Source organism: bacterium (assembly GCA_024226335.1).
Lineage (GTDB): Bacteria > Myxococcota_A > UBA9160 > SZUA-336 > SZUA-336 > JAAELY01.
Map to the genome: position 1 here is coordinate 1 of JAAELY010000551.1, position 14,582 is coordinate 14,582.

The following is a 14,582-nucleotide window of genomic DNA, read 5'->3' on the forward strand; positions in this document are numbered from 1 at the left end:
CGAGAAGCGGGAGTCGCCGCCTGAGCAAGAAGCGTGATCCGATCGCAGATCCGTAGATCTGCAGAGGGTCGCGCGACGCAGCGCAGGCGGATGCATCGCGCTTCGCAGCCGCAGCCTCCCTGTGCAGAGGTTCCCTAGGTCTTCGTGGAACTCTCCGAATCTCCCGGATTTTCCGGTTCGCCGTCTCGGTCCTCTTCCTTGGAAAGAGGAATATCTTCGATCTCGTCGATCGCTTCTTCGATTTCAGCGACCATCATATCGCCCACTGCTTCATCTTCAGGTTCGCTTTCGCTGATATAGGTCGATGCAGCGTCAACCAGAGTGGCCAGCTTCGTGTCGATCTGAGGACGGATCCACGCGACCCTACTCGCCTTCATGTCCTCGAAGCCACGGATCTCTCCGGCCAGACTCGCGATTTCCAACGATTCTTCGGCGTTGTTCTCGCAAAGGTGCGTCGCCAGCCTTTCCAGTACCTCCGTGTACCAGCCGACCAGTTCGCGCTCCAGGAGCCGCGAAGGCAGGCGGTGGAACGGGTCGAGCCAGGTTCCGCGCAAGCGACGCAGCGAAATCATGCAACTGAGAATGGGTTCAACCCAGCGCCCCAGACGGACCTTCTTCTTCAGCCCGATCGCCTTGAGAAGCGGCGGGTGCAGGTTGTAGGTTACTTGCGCACGACGTTTGCTGTGACGGCCGAGCCAGCGACGATACGGCCCGCGCAAGAGAAGGCGTGCGACTTCGTACTCGTCCTTGTACGCCATGATGCGGTAAAGCTCGCGCGCCGCCGCTTCAGTCAACGGTGCGGCTGCGCGGTCGATCGCGACTTCAGCATTTGCGAGACGCCGCACCAGGTTCAGGTATCTCACGGCGTAGCGCTTGCTCTGATAGCTGCGAAGATCGAGCGCAAACGAGGCGACTCGCTCTTCGAGCAGTGAGGTGCGGCAATCGAAGCTCTGCAAGGCAGACTCCAGGCGTTCCCAGGCGTCGCCGAAGACTCGCTTCGCTTGCCGAATACAATCCTCGTGGACTACGCCCGGTGGCGATGCGTCATCGAGCAACTTGGCGACCAATTTCGGTTCCGCGACGACTGCGCGTCCCAGCGTCAGCGCGCGCAGATTCTGCTCGACGGCCACGCCGTTGTCGCGGATTGCCTGCTCAAATGATTCGAGTGATACAGGCAAAAGTCCGCGTTGCATCGCACTGCCCAGGAGTACGAGATTCGCACACAACACCTGATTCAGGACAGCTTCCGCTAGTGGTTCCGCCGGGATCGTTACGAGATCATGCGTCATCTTGCGGAGCTGTGCGGGGAAGGTCTCGGCTTTGGGTGGTTTGAATCCCAGATCCCCGATCTCCGCGCCCGTCGGTTCGTAGTGCTCGTGAACCACCGCACGCGTGCGTTCGGGATCCAGCAATCGACGCGATTCCCGATCGCTGGAGCCAAGTTGATCGAAGGCCAGAAGTACATCTGCTCGGCCGTAACCGACGCGCGGGCTGCCAATGACGGGACGCCGGCTGATCACGCAATGCGAGACGACCTTTCCGCCTCTTTGTGCCAGGCCTGTTTGATCCATGTGGATTGCGTAGAGTCCGTCGAGTTCAGCAGCTCGTACCAGAAGAGCATCAACGGTAACGACCCCTGTGCTGCCGATCCCGACCATCAAGACTTCGTAGCGGTCGGTTTCAAGATCGGCACGTGCGGGCTGCGGAAGTGGCGCTACCAGCAAGTCTTCGAAGTTCTCCCTATCCGCCGGTTGATTCACCACACCGATGAACGCGGGGCAATCGCCGTCGAGGCATGAGCGATCGTCACTACAAGAACTTTCGTGTACACGGGTCTTGCGCCCAAGCGCCGTTGCGATCGGATGTAGGGAAACACAAGAGGACTTGACGCCGCAATCACCGCAGCCCTCGCAAACGTCTTCGTCGATCATCACGCGCTCTACAGCACGTTTCAGAACGCCTCGGCGCTCCAGTCTCTGCCGCTTGTTCGAACACATCTGGTCATAGACCAGCACCGTCACCCCTCGCACCTTTCGGATCTTGCGCATCGCATCATCCCAGCCGGCCTGGGTTACGCATTCCACGCGACCATCGGCGTGCGAGAGAGCGATCAGTGACTTGTCCTTGGTCATGGCCACGACTCGGCGTACGCCATCTGAGAGCAGATCGCGTACGATGAGCGTCAACGGTTTCGCGCCGACAGGCTCTTGACCGCCGGTCATCGCGATGCCGCCGTTGTACAGGATCTTGAAGGTGATGTTGCTACCGGCGGCGACGCAAGCGCGTACGGCCGAGCGTCCACTGTGGAAGTAGGTGCCATCGCCCAGGTTCTGGAAGATATGTGGCACGTCCGCGAACGGTTCCATGCCGATCCACTGGCCACCTTCCGTTCCCATGGCGCCGACGTACTTTACTTCGCGGTCCATCAGAAGGGCCATCGTGTGGCAGCCGATACCGCCACCCGCGACCGATCCCTCGGGTAGACGAGTGGAGGTTCCGTGCGGGCATCCGCTGCAGTAGTGGGGGCCCCGACTCGGTGACGGTGCCTCTTCCGCTCGATCGATTGCGCATTGCACTGGTGTGGCGGTCGCGATCAGGCTGCTCTCTTCCAGTCGCCCGCCCAGGTGGTCCGCCAGGTCGAGCGCGAGAGTGCCCGCCGTTACGCGATCGCGACGTGCGATCCAAGGCTCGCCTGTTTCCCGGCGCTGCCCCAGGACCATCGGATGATCTGGCTCGTTGAAAAGGGTGGCACGGATCTGCTCTTCTATGAACCCGCGCTTCCCGTCTACGACGATGATCTCGTCGAGACCGTCTGCAAACTCGCGCAGCCTTCTTGGCTCGAGAGGGAAGAGCAATTCCAGCTTCATCAAACGGATTCCGAGCTTCTCGAGTCGGCCCGCTCCCAGTCCCATCATGTGCAGGGCGGATTCCAATTCGTGGTAGAGCGCACCCGCGGCGACCAGGCCGATGTGGTCCTTCTTGTGCCGAACCGTGATCGGGTTGAGACCGTTCGCATAGGCGTAGCGACGGACCGCTTCGAGTCTTCCGTAGATCAGGTCTTCTTCAATGCTGATTACGTGAGGAGGAAGCAAGCCAGTGTCGAGCCGCGCTGCAAAGGGTTGGCCGCCTACTTCGAACTTTGGCAGCTCGACGTCCTGAAGCGGTTGGAGTTCGAAGACGGAACCCGCATCGGCTACGTCGGCCACGATGCGCAGACCCGTCCAGAGTCCTGCGTAACGCGAAATCTCGACCGCGTGCTGTCCGAGGGAGAGCACGTCAGCGGGATCGGCTGGCGCCAGTAGGGGCATGAAGGCGTGGGCGAAAGCGTGCTCACTATGGCTGGGGAGTGATGAACTCTTGCAGAACGGATCGTCACCCACGACCGCGATCGCGCCACCGAAACGCGATGTCCCGGTGAAGTTCGAGTGCCGCAGAGCGTCCAGCGCGCGGTCCAGGCCCGGTGCCTTTCCGTACCACATTCCCAGGACGCCGTCGTACTTGGAGTGCGGAAACAGGTCCACGAGTTGCGTACCCGAGATCGCCGCGGCAGCGAGTTCTTCGTTCATACCCGGAAGCAGGTATACGTCTTCCCCGAGGAGGTCCTTCAGGCTGTTTAATTTCAGATCCAGGCCGGCGAGCGGGGAGCCGGGATAGCCGGAGAACACGGCGCCGGTACGCCGGCCGTCTCGCTTGTCGGCGCGGAGTCGATCGAGCGGCAAGCGAATCACCGCTTGCAGACCAGTTAGATGAACCCGGCCCTGCGTACGCGTGTAGCGTTCCCAGAGAGGGGGAATTGTTTCGGTTTTTGGAGGGGTATCAGCCATGACACGCCGTCATCGGCGCAGAATCTGAGTGACTTGAGACGCAACTTGGCCCGAGTTGCGTACTCCTGATCCTGCTACTCTACGGCCGGTGATTGAGAGAATGTCGCGCTGGCGCCGGATCGGCTACGCGTTGGGATCGACGGGTTTCCAGATTTCCGATCGCATCGTCGTCGCGATCGCCTTGTACTACTACCTGCCACCGGGTGGGCGCGGTCTGGAGCCGCAGGTTTCGCAGACACTCTTCCTGGGAGTGCTGACGTTGTACGGAGCTGCGATGCTTATCGGGCGAGTCTTTGACGCGCTTGCAGATCCGATCGTTGGGCACCGTTGCGATCGTTCCCGCTCCCGACTGGGGCGCCGCCGCAGCTTCATGATCTACGGGATCGTTCCGATGCTGGCGCTTCCCGTCTTCCTGTTCTTTCCGCCCGGGGAACCCGGAGACCCGCTCAACGGCATCTGGCTGGCCGTCATACTCTCGTTGTATTTCATCGCCTTCACGATCTACGTGGCTCCCTACCTCGCGCTCTTGCCAGAGATTGCGCCTGACCCCGAGGATCGAACTCGCCTCTCGACCCTGCTTGCGATCCTGTCGTTTCCCATCGTCATGCTCTTTGGAGCAGGTTGGGCCGTCGGCCTGGACTGGGGCCGGGCGCAGGGTTTGAGCAGCGAAGAGGCGATTCGCTGGATCGTCGTGATCTCATCACTCGTGGGTTTCGGTCTATGTCTGGGTCCGATCCTCGCGGTCGATGAAACACGACACACCAATGCCGGGCCTTCTGAACTCAGCTTGCGAGAGGCCTTTTCGAGCACTCTCCGCGATCGCGCGTTCCTCATCTACATGGCTGCGCAGATCTTCTTCATCCTCTCGATCAATCTTCTGGGGCCGTCTCTGGTGTACTACGCAACCGTGGCGCTCGGCCGTAGCGAGGGATTTGCCGGAGTTCTGGGCGGAGTCAGTCTGATCTCGGTCATCTTTGGCTTCGCCGCCGTAATGCGCTTTTCGCGCGCATTCGGGCCCAAGCGCACGGTGGTCGTCGCCAATCTCCTGTTCTCGATTTCTGTGGGAATGCTCTGGTGGCTCGTGCCCGATGTGCCGGACGGACCAAACGATCGCGCGAATCTGATCCTGGTCATGAGTTCGCTCGCACTCATGGGGCCGGCGATCGCGGGCTTCCTGGTTGTGCCCTACTTGTTGATCGGACAACTGATCGACGCCGATGTCGTGCGCAGCGGTGCAAGTCGGGCGGCCATGTACTTCGGTATGCAGGGCCTGATGACCAAAGGGGTCTTCGGCGTTTCTTCGGCGCTGCTCGCGTTCCTCTTTGCGCGTTATGGCAACAGCCAGGAAGAGCCGCTCGGTGTACTTCTGATTGGTCCGATCGCAGCTCTTTTCTGTCTGGTGTCCGCGCTCATCTTCCTGACGTATCCAGAAGACGAGGTTCTGGCAAAAATCAGGGAAGGTCGAAGTGAAGGTAGACACCTACTAGATGAGAGTCGATCTCGGTTTCGTCGATCGACCGATCCCGGCTAACCCGCCAATCGAAGCCCGCTCTTGCGAATGAGCTCAGGCGACGCGCCAATCCGAATTCTCCCCTCAATCCGGGAAAATTCGCCGCGCCGTCCGGCATGGCCAACTTCAGGTGCCAGAAATCGGAGATGGAATCGAAACGGCCGAGACGCAGATCACCAAACATCGGCGCGCGAATAGCGCGCACCGGTAGAACGTCCAGGATCCCGGACATGTGTTTGAGTCGCGGTAGTCTGAGCATTTCGGGCCAGGCTGCGTCCGCTGCACCGACGTGGGCGAGCGTATTTTCTGCCGCCTCGCTGAGGGATCGAAGACCCCAGTTCGACTCAGCACGCGCATCTGTCGATGCGAACATGGAGCCTAGTGCAACTAACGAGCAGATCAGTAACGTCTTCAAGTTTTCTCCCGGGCAGAGCTATCAATAAGCGCAAGTACTTCTTCACCTTCGGTGTCGAGAACACTGAAAAACAGGTCAACGATCACAGGATCGAAACGAATACCACTGTCCTTTCGCATGATTTCGCGGATGCGCAGAGCATCGAACTCCGGCTTATGTGGGCGGGCGCTCGAGAGCGCTTCCCAGACATCGACAACCGATACGATGCGTGCTGAGATCGGGATTTCATCTCCCGCAAGGCCGTCGGGATAGCCGGTTCCATCCCAGCGTTCATGGTGATGGCGCACGCAGGATAGAGTGGTTGGGGAAAGGCCTGGAATGCCCGAGACGATCCGATGACCGATCACCGGGTGTTTCTCTATCTCGAAACGGTCATCGGGCGTGAGCTTCCCTTGGCACATCAGGATCTCTTCGCGCACACCCACCTTGCCCAGGTCGTGTAGTAGGGCACCGATCCCAAGACCTTCCAGCTCCCCCTCCGACAATCCCAGTCTCTGCCCCACTAGCAGCGAAAGCGCGGCAAGGCGTGGGCAGTGATCATGCGTATACCCGTCACGTGCCTCGACGGCACTCGCGATCGCCGTGATCGAAGCAGTGAACTTCTGCGTAACGTCTTCAAGGCGACGCGCGCTATCAAGGGCCAGGGCGAGTTGCGTGCCCACGCTCTTGATCGTGCGTATCTGATGCTCATCGAGTCGGGACGGATCCCCCCGCTCGAGTACCAATACTCCGACCGCAGATCTTTCTGCGAAGAGGGGAGCGTATACCGCGAGACCCGAGCAGTCCGTTCCGGGGATGCTCCCTTCAAAGACGCGCATACGTTCGCTGGAGAGTGCCTCACAGGCTGTACCGAAGTCTCCAGCCTGATGGAAGCCCCTTGCGTTCCACCCAGCGCGTGAATCGGAGAGGGTCCCATCGGCACGAGCGCGAAATAGCGCCACGCTGTTTGCCGAGATCGCTTCGCCCAGAAGACGCAGCGCAAGATCAAGGCCGGGTTCACTACCGGTCTGTTCCGAGTGCGAACCTGACGGGACGTATGAGACCTGTCCCTCCGGCCCACGCTCGAGTCGGGTCGCCCGGCGGCGCACTTGATCGAGTGCAAGTATTCCGTGGATTGCGATCGCGCTTGCAGGTAGTACCGGATCGAGCTGCAATCCGTGGAGCACCAGGGCGGCCAGCGAAGTCATTCCGCTGCCAATCGCCAATCCGGCCAATGCGAGGAAGCGTCGTGGGCTGGCGCTCGTGCCGATGATCGCAGCGATTCCCGAAACGAGCAGTACGAAGGCGAACGACCCTGCTTTGCCCACAGGTTTCAAGGTCGAGAGCCCCAACTCCCGTGCGGATTCGCCGCGTAGGGCCAGCGCTTCGATCCAGACCCCGGGCCGGCTCGGTCCGATTGGAGTCGGCCAAAGGTCTCCGAGTTCGGCACTGGTGGGACCGATCAGCACATGGCGGCCCGCGATCTCGGAAGCATCGAAGCTTCCGGAGAGAACTCGCACGATCGGGATCACCGGGATTTCCGGGTGTGCACGACGATAGTCGATGGGCACGCCTCGAAGGGATCTTACATTTCCGTTCGCTCGAACCTGCTCAGAAAACCCCGGCGCGGGCCCGCGTTGCACGATGGGCCCGTAGGCCTTCATCTCGTCCGGGAAGGCTGGCTCGCTCTGGATGGAGTTCGCTTCCCGAAGCGGCAGGTGAAGAGAAACGGATACCGCGCCGGCTCCGCTGAGACGTTCGAGCGCGCTGACGAAGTGTGAACGCGGCCATGGCCAGGAGTCGGGAACAGCTCGTAGACTGGCGGGATCCAGTGCGACGATCATCACATCCGGCAAGTCTGATACCGGCTCTGGTGGAATCAAGCTAGCGAGATGCAAAGCAGCGTCAGCAAACGCCTGGGTCAGGGATTTCCCATCTTCAGACCAGATTGCGCAGGCAGCCAGCAACGCAACGGCAATCGCCGTTGAGGTGGCCAGGAAATGACGATGCACGAGCACGAGTGGTATTTCGGCGGCGGTGTTCACATGCTTTAGCGCACGTCCCGAAGTGTCTTTGAGCGGCCCAAGATGGCCTGGACGGGCGCCCGATAAACACCTGGGGGCACGACATACCGCTGCTGTCCTGAGATGCCAGCCCCGGCATCGGCAATAGCACCGCGACCTGATGGGAAATCCGGGCTAGCTTCGGTCGGAATGATCGACACCGTCCACTTCGTACAGACCCCAGAAGGCGTCGAACTCGAGTTGCGTGTAGCGGGTCCCGTGGTCCGTGCCTACGCATGGCTGGTCGATGCGTTCCTTCGCTCGGCACTGGTGTCCGCATTTAGCATTATGCTCGGGGTCCTCGGTGCTTTCGGCCAGGGAATCCTGATGGTCGTGTTCTTTGTGGTCTGGTGGTTCTTTCCTGTGTTCTTCGAGATCTACGCCTCAGGCCAGACACCCGGCAAGAAGCTCATGGGGCTGCGCGTCGTTCAGCAGAATGGTACGCCCGTGGATTGGTCCGGTTCCATCCTGCGCAACTTTTTGCGGGTAGTGGACTTCCTGCCATTTCTGTACCTGATCGGACTCGTGTCGATGCTGATCGACCGCAGCTTTCGTCGGCTCGGAGACCTGGCCGCTGCGACACTTGTCGTCTATGCATCAACTCCGACCGCTCGGGTCCAGGAGGTCCCGGAAGTCATCCCTGTCTTGCCCCCGGTTCCTCTCGCTCTGGACGAACAGCGTGCGGTCATTGCCTTCGTCGAGCGTTCACCGTTTCTCACACCCGAACGCTCTTCTGAACTCGCCGGAATTCTCGTGCCGCTGCTGGGTGATGATGAACCGATAGGGCGATTGGGGCGGATCGCCGCTTTCCTGGTGGGTCGTAGCCTTCCGGAGCGTCCGTGAAACAGCAGTTTTTCGAACAACTGGGAGAGGCGCGGTGGAGTGAACTGCGAAGCATCCTCGATGCATTGGATCACGGCCGGACCGCGGATACGAAGGACTTTCCGCGCTTGTATCGGCGTGTATGCCAGGACCTGGCGCTTGCCCGGGATCGCCGTTTTGGGGCGCGCCTCGTCGATTTACTGAATGAACTCACGCTTCGAGGTCATCGTCACCTGTATGAAGCGCGAGTGCGTCGCGCCAATGGGATCAGGCGCTTTGTGGTTGGTGAGTTCCCGCGCGCGGTGCGCGCCGAGTGGAAGCTGGTGCTTCTGGCTTCGTTGCTGTTTTACGGTTCAGGAGTAGTGACGGGTTGGTTGGTCTACGACAACCCCGATCTGGTCTACAGTTTCATTTCGGCGGACCAGATCGAAGAGATCGAGTCGATGTACCGCCCGGGAAATCATCCGATCGGAGACCGCGGTAGCGACGACGATGTGGCCATGTTCGGATTCTACATCTGGAACAATGTCTCGATCGCCTTCCGCACCTTTGCCAGCGGCCTGTTTTTTGGGGTGGGGACGCTCTTCGTCTTGATTTCCAACGGCCTGTTCCTGGGAATCGTCGCTACCCACCTCGCGCAGGTTGGTTCCTCTTCGACCTTCTTTCCCTTCGTGATCGGACACGGAGCTTTCGAGTTGACTGCGATCGTGCTCGCTGGCGTTGCAGGTTTGCGTCTCGGCCTCTCACTCCTCGCACCGGGTCCCTTCAGTCGACTCCAATCTCTTAGAAGAGCCGCTCGGCGCAGCTTGCTGATCGTCTACGGAGTTGGCGGTATGCTCTTCATCGCTGCGCTGATCGAAGCCTTCTGGTCGCCGAACACGGTCTTTCCTCCAACTGTGAAATACACGGTGGGAGTGGTGTTCTGGCTGCTGGTTGGCTCGTATTTCGTTTTTCCGGGGCGCGGGTATGCAGACTGAGGATATCCAGGTCGCCAGTCGCTCCCGTAGTGGTTGGGAAGCCGTCGATCTGGGGTTCAGCATGGTGCGGACCTGGTGGAAACCCCTGTACGGCGCGTGGATCGTGCTGGTCTGGCCCGTTGCGCTGCTTCTACAGTTGGTGTTGATAGAACATCTCTGGGTCGTACCGCTCGTGCTTCTCTGGCTGAAGCCGCTATTCGATCGCGTCGCGATGTATGTGTTGAGCGAAGCGCTGTTTGGAAAGGCGCCGAGCTTGAGAGAGACGATTCTGGCTGCACCCGGCTTGTTGCGAACCGGCGTCATAGCGTCTCTGACGTGGTTGCGTTTTACGCCGCTGCGCTCGTTTTCGATGCCCGTGCTCCAACTCGAAGGGGCTCGGGGCGAGCGCCGTCGTGACCGGACGAGACTTCTGATCGGTCGCGAAAGCCATATTGGAATGAGTCATCTCCTGGCGTGCTTTCATTTCGAAGTACTGCTGTATCTTGGCAGCTTCTACCTTCTCTGGAGCTTCATACCCAGAGAGGTCGATATCGACTTCACGACTTTCCTGTTCGATATCGAATCACCGGGTCAGCAGATCCTTTCAAACACAATCTATATCCTGAGTGTGACGTTAGTGGAGCCGTTCTACGTCGCGGGCGGCTTCGGCCTGTACATCAATCGCCGTATGTATCTCGAAGGTTGGGATATCGAGCTGGCGTTCCGTCGTCTCGCGAATCGAGTGGAGGCCGAGCGGTCCCGTGCGCCGGGAGTCGCGACGACGTTGGTATTCTTTCTGGTACTGGGAGCGGCCGCATTTCCCAAGAATGCGGTGGCCGATGAGACGGTTCCGGCCAGGATCGCCTGTCCAGCCGCCCGGCCTCAAGATGCGTCGGACTGCATTGCGCGAATCCTGGAGCAGCCGGAGTTTGATACGACCGAGGAAGAAACCTTCTGGAGAAGGGTCGGCGGCCCAGAAGAAGAGGAGAACCCGGAGCCAGTCTCTCCCGGTGCTCTGGATGGATTGTTCGAACTCTTCGGGTCGGTTCTTTCCGCGGTGTTCAAGAGCATTGCGTGGATCGCGATTTTCACCGGCGTGGCGATTCTGGGCTATCTGGTGTCGCGTTACTCGGCTCGTTCCGGGGTCGAGGATCCTGAGTCGATGGATGAACCAGAGTTCCGCTTTGGACTCGATCTTCGACCGGAGTCGCTCCCGGACGATATTCTCGCGGCAGCCCGCGCTGCTTACCAGGCAGGGGATCCCGCTGGCGCGCTCAGCCTGCTCTATCGCGGCGCGCTGATTTACCTGACCCGCGATCGGGGTCTTGACCTGCCAGCGAGCGCTACCGAAGGTGAGTGCACGCGTCTGGCGAGCCACCGGCTCGACGCCGGACTGGCCCGTGATTTCGGCGATCTCACTCTGGCTTGGCAATTCTGCGCATACGGAAGCAAGGAACCCGGTTTCGAAGCATTCGCCGAACTCTGTGAGCGCTGGCGTCCATATCTTCAGGCTGCCGCATGAGCACGTCTTCCACGAAGCTGAGCTGGCTGGTCGTTTCGCTGATCGCGTTGCTCGTTCTGTACTTCTTCATGAATTTCGAACGCGCCACGCGCGAGATCACCGTCGGATTTCGCGGAGAGGCGGAGACCAATCGCTATCTGGTCGCGCAACGCCTGCTCGAGAGCATGGGGGTCAGAACACATCCGGTCCACGGAATCCAGGAACTCGACGAGGAACCTCTGAGCGAGGCGACGATTCTATTGCCGACGCGGCGCAGAACTCTGTCCCGGGAACGCTCGGAGCGACTCTTGGACTGGGTGAGGCGAGGTGGACATCTGATCGTTCTCGCCTGGATCGATAGTGAGAACCCCGAAAAACGAACGGATCATCTACTCGACCCTCTCCACTTCGAACAATACGTCGCAGAGGTCGGCTCCCGTAACCTGTCCATCGATCCGAACGCACCGCCGGGTAACGAGCACGAAGGCGAGTCCTATCTCGACTACACGGCGATTGCGCGCATCCATTTCCGAGACCGGGACGATCCGCTCCTCGCGGAATTCTATCCTCAGTACAGTCTCGTCCGGACTCAGGGACCCGTACGCTGGTCGATATCCGACAGGAATGGAGCGCATGTGATGCAGATCGATCTGGGAACAGGTCTGCTCACTGTCATGACGGACGACTCCATCTTTGCCAACAACAGTATCGGAGACCACGACCACGCCGAACTGTTCTGGCGTCTGCTTCACGGCTCCGGGCGAGACGGTCCCATCTGGATCGTGTCGAGTGAGGATTTCCCGGGTGCCTGGTCGCTATTGGTCTCGAAGGCCTGGATGGTACTGAGCAGCCTGATCATTCTGGTGTGTGCATGGATCTGGTCCGTCTCGCTCCGCTCCGGTCCCCGGCAACCCGACGAGCAGGAACAACGCCGCCGCCTGATGGAACACGTCGAAGCTTCCGGTCGTTTCCAATGGCGCCTCGGGGAAGGGACTGTCCTGACCGCAGCCGTTCGCGCGGCCGTGATGGATCGTGTGCGGCAGCGCCATCCGGGCTGGGTCGCGCTCTCGCCAGCTGAGATCAGTCAACGATTGGCCGAACTCGTGGATCTGCCTGCTGAAAGCGTTGCCCGCGCCCTGATCTTCCAGCGCAAAACGGATCGCGAGCGCTTTCCGCAAGACATTGCCACCTTGGAGAAAATCAGAAGGGCACTATGAGCACTCCGAACGAAGGGATACAGACGGAACGACCGGATCTGCAACTGGCGGCCCAGCAGACCCGACGCATCCGTGACGAGGTTCGCAAGGTCGTAATCGGTCAGGACGAAGTGATCGATCAAGTATTGGTGGGACTCTTTGCTGCGGGTCACGTGCTGATCGAGGGTGTTCCCGGATTGGGCAAGACTCTGCTTGCTCGCGCGCTTGCGCGCAGTTTCGACGGCGCGACCTCCAGAATCCAGTTCACACCCGATCTCATGCCGGCCGACGTGGTCGGCCACGTGATCTACGATGCGCAGTCTGCGGAACTTCGGGTGCGCAAAGGGCCGGTGTTCACAAATCTGTTACTCGCAGATGAGATCAATCGCGCTCCGGCCAAGACACAGGCAGCGCTCCTCGAGGTCATGCAGGAACACCAGGTAACGCTCGAAGGGAACTCCATGCCAGTTCCTCGACCGTTCATGACGCTGGCCACGCAGAATCCGATCGAGCAGGAGGGGACCTATCCGCTACCCGAGGCGCAGATCGATCGTTTCTTGCTGAAGATCCAGATCGAATATCCGGCCGAACAGGCGGAATTCGATCTCGTGGAGCGGGTCACCCGGAATCGAGTTGGAGATGGGCTCGACACCGAGGCCGTACAACCCGTCATCGACGTCGCCGGAGTTGCTCGCTTGCAAGCCGCATCGTCGCAGGTGCTCGTAGACGAGCGTGTGAGTCAGTATGCAGTCCGCATCGTGCGCAGTACACGCGAGTGGGCTGGCGTGGCGTTGGGTGCGGGGCCACGTGGAGGACTTGCGCTTGTGAGGGCGTCCCGCGCACACGCGCTTCTGAACGGACGCGATTTCGTCACTCCCGACGACGTGAAAGCGATCGCGATTCCAGCGCTGCGTCATCGACTCCTTCTTTCTCCGGAAATCGAGCTGGAAGGTCAGCGTTCCGACGATCTGCTCTCGGCGCTTCTGGACCACGTCGAAGTGCCGCGCTTGTGAGTCCTGCTCCGCGACTCCTCTGGTTGCTCGGTGTCTGGCTCATTCTGGCGGTAGCGGTAGCCTTCGCTCCTTCACTCTTGATCGCCTGGAAGATCTCAGGAGGAGTACTCGCCGGACTCGCGACCATTGACGCGATGGTCGCCTGGTTCCCTGCTCCTGCGAACATCGAACGAATCGTTTCGCACAATCTCTCGGTCGGTGATTGGACCCCTGTTATCGTGCGCGCTGCGAACCTGGGTGCTCGGCGCCTGGATTTCACCTTGCATGATCACCATCCGACCAGCGCAGAGGTTCGTGGTGTGCCAAGCACGATCTCACTGGCGGCCGGTGAAAATGTCGAGATCAGCTATCAGATCTATCCGCGAGAACGGGGAATTTTCATTTTCGAACCTCCCGCATTTCTCATCCGGTCGCCGTTCCGATTCTGGGTACGCAGACGCCGTCTGGGTCCAACACACGAGGTCCGTGTGTATCCGAACTTTCGAGCCGTGATGAAGTACAACCTGCTCGCGACGGACAATCGAACCAGTGCGCTCGGTATCCGGCGCAGACCGCGGCGTGGTGAAGGACTGGACTTCTTGCAGCTACGCGAATATCGCGATGGAGATTCTCTGCGGCAGATCGACTGGAAGGCGACGCTTCGCTTGCGGAAGACAATCTCGCGGGAATACCAGGACGAGCGCGATCAACAGATCGTGTTCCTATTGGATTGCGGTCGCAAGATGCATTCCCGCGATGATGAGCTCTCGCACTTCGATCACGCACTCAACTCTGTTCTGCTGCTCGCTCACGTCGCCTTACGTCAAGGTGACGCCGTTGGCCTATCTACTTTCAGCGGACCCGAGCGCTGGCTTGCACCCCGGAAGGGTACGGGGCATCTGAACGCGATGCTGAATTCGGTCTTCGACCTGCAGACCAGTACGCAGGCGTCGGACTATGTGAGTGCAGCTCAGGGACTCGCGCGGCGGGTCAACAAACGAGCTCTGGTGGTGCTGGTTTCCAATTTGCGCGATGAGGATCACGAGGAACTGGCTCTGGCAGCGCGTCTTCTCGGCCGCAAGCATCTGGTGCTTCTGGCGAGCATGAAAGAAGCCGTGCTGGCCAAAACGCTCGCGCAACCGGTACAGGGCTTCGAGTCGGCGCTGCGCGTTGCGGCGACCCATCAGTACGCACACTATCGGCGTCGCGCGCATGAGAATCTGCGCCGTACAGGAGTCTTGAGTCTTGACGTCGAACCACAGCAACTGGCCGTTGCATTGGTGAACGGCTATCTGGACATCAAGTCCAGAGGCGTTCTCTGAAC

General features: G+C 60.1%; 9 protein-coding genes. 7 read left to right on the forward strand and 2 right to left on the reverse strand.

Going from position 1 to position 14,582, the window contains the following annotated elements:
* Positions 1 to 134: 134 nt before the first annotated feature.
* Positions 135 to 3,824, reverse strand: coding sequence for an indolepyruvate ferredoxin oxidoreductase family protein (locus GY725_26885; protein ID MCP4007825.1), 3,690 nt, complete (start codon positions 3,822 to 3,824; stop codon positions 135 to 137).
* Positions 3,825 to 3,924: 100 nt separating this feature from the next.
* On the opposite strand from GY725_26885, the gene GY725_26890 reads away from it, so the two are divergent.
* Positions 3,925 to 5,355 (forward strand): MFS transporter, encoded by a 1,431-nt coding sequence (locus tag GY725_26890; GenBank protein MCP4007826.1) that lies wholly within the window; start codon positions 3,925 to 3,927, stop codon positions 5,353 to 5,355.
* A gap of 390 nt (positions 5,356 to 5,745) precedes the next feature.
* Here the strand turns inward: GY725_26890 and GY725_26895 are convergent, their stop codons facing one another.
* Positions 5,746 to 7,773, reverse strand: coding sequence for a CHASE2 domain-containing protein (locus GY725_26895; GenBank protein MCP4007827.1), 2,028 nt, complete (start codon positions 7,771 to 7,773; stop codon positions 5,746 to 5,748).
* A gap of 168 nt (positions 7,774 to 7,941) precedes the next feature.
* Here GY725_26895 and GY725_26900 point away from each other — a divergent pair, with 168 nt between their 5' ends.
* The 6 genes from GY725_26900 to GY725_26925 are packed head-to-tail and all read left to right on the forward strand — an operon-like array spanning position 7,942 to position 14,580.
* The gene (locus GY725_26900) at positions 7,942 to 8,634 is read left to right on the forward strand and encodes an RDD family protein (protein ID MCP4007828.1); all 693 of its coding nucleotides are present in this window, start codon (positions 7,942 to 7,944) and stop codon (positions 8,632 to 8,634) included.
* Entirely contained in the window at positions 8,631 to 9,590 is a 960-nt protein-coding gene (locus tag GY725_26905; protein MCP4007829.1) for a stage II sporulation protein M, read from the forward strand. The genes GY725_26900 and GY725_26905 overlap by 4 nt, the downstream gene beginning before the upstream one ends.
* Positions 9,580 to 11,091, forward strand: a complete 1,512-nt coding sequence (locus GY725_26910; GenBank protein ID MCP4007830.1) for a DUF4129 domain-containing protein — start codon at positions 9,580 to 9,582, stop codon at positions 11,089 to 11,091. The genes GY725_26905 and GY725_26910 overlap by 11 nt, the downstream gene beginning before the upstream one ends.
* Entirely contained in the window at positions 11,088 to 12,287 is a 1,200-nt protein-coding gene (locus GY725_26915) for a DUF4350 domain-containing protein (GenBank protein ID MCP4007831.1), read from the forward strand. Before GY725_26910 ends, GY725_26915 begins: the two co-directional genes overlap by 4 nt.
* Complete coding sequence (locus GY725_26920) at positions 12,284 to 13,279, forward strand: MoxR family ATPase (GenBank protein ID MCP4007832.1); 996 nt, start codon at positions 12,284 to 12,286, stop codon at positions 13,277 to 13,279. Before GY725_26915 ends, GY725_26920 begins: the two co-directional genes overlap by 4 nt.
* Positions 13,276 to 14,580 (forward strand): DUF58 domain-containing protein, encoded by a 1,305-nt coding sequence (locus tag GY725_26925; GenBank protein ID MCP4007833.1) that lies wholly within the window; start codon positions 13,276 to 13,278, stop codon positions 14,578 to 14,580. The genes GY725_26920 and GY725_26925 overlap by 4 nt, the downstream gene beginning before the upstream one ends.
* The last annotated feature ends 2 nt before the right edge of the window (positions 14,581 to 14,582 follow it).

What these genes read in the sequence shown, in the direction of transcription:
- GY725_26910 (MCP4007830.1), top strand. Translation starts at nt 9,580, where the DNA reads ATGCAGACTGAGGATATCCAGGTCGCCAGTCGCTCCCGTAGTGGTTGG.
- GY725_26890 (MCP4007826.1), top strand. Translation starts at nt 3,925, where the DNA reads ATGTCGCGCTGGCGCCGGATCGGCTACGCGTTGGGATCGACGGGTTTC.
- GY725_26915 (MCP4007831.1), top strand. Translation starts at nt 11,088, where the DNA reads ATGAGCACGTCTTCCACGAAGCTGAGCTGGCTGGTCGTTTCGCTGATC.
- GY725_26885 (MCP4007825.1), bottom strand. Translation starts at nt 3,824, where the DNA reads ATGGCTGATACCCCTCCAAAAACCGAAACAATTCCCCCTCTCTGGGAA.
- GY725_26900 (MCP4007828.1), top strand. Translation starts at nt 7,942, where the DNA reads ATGATCGACACCGTCCACTTCGTACAGACCCCAGAAGGCGTCGAACTC.
- GY725_26920 (MCP4007832.1), top strand. Translation starts at nt 12,284, where the DNA reads ATGAGCACTCCGAACGAAGGGATACAGACGGAACGACCGGATCTGCAA.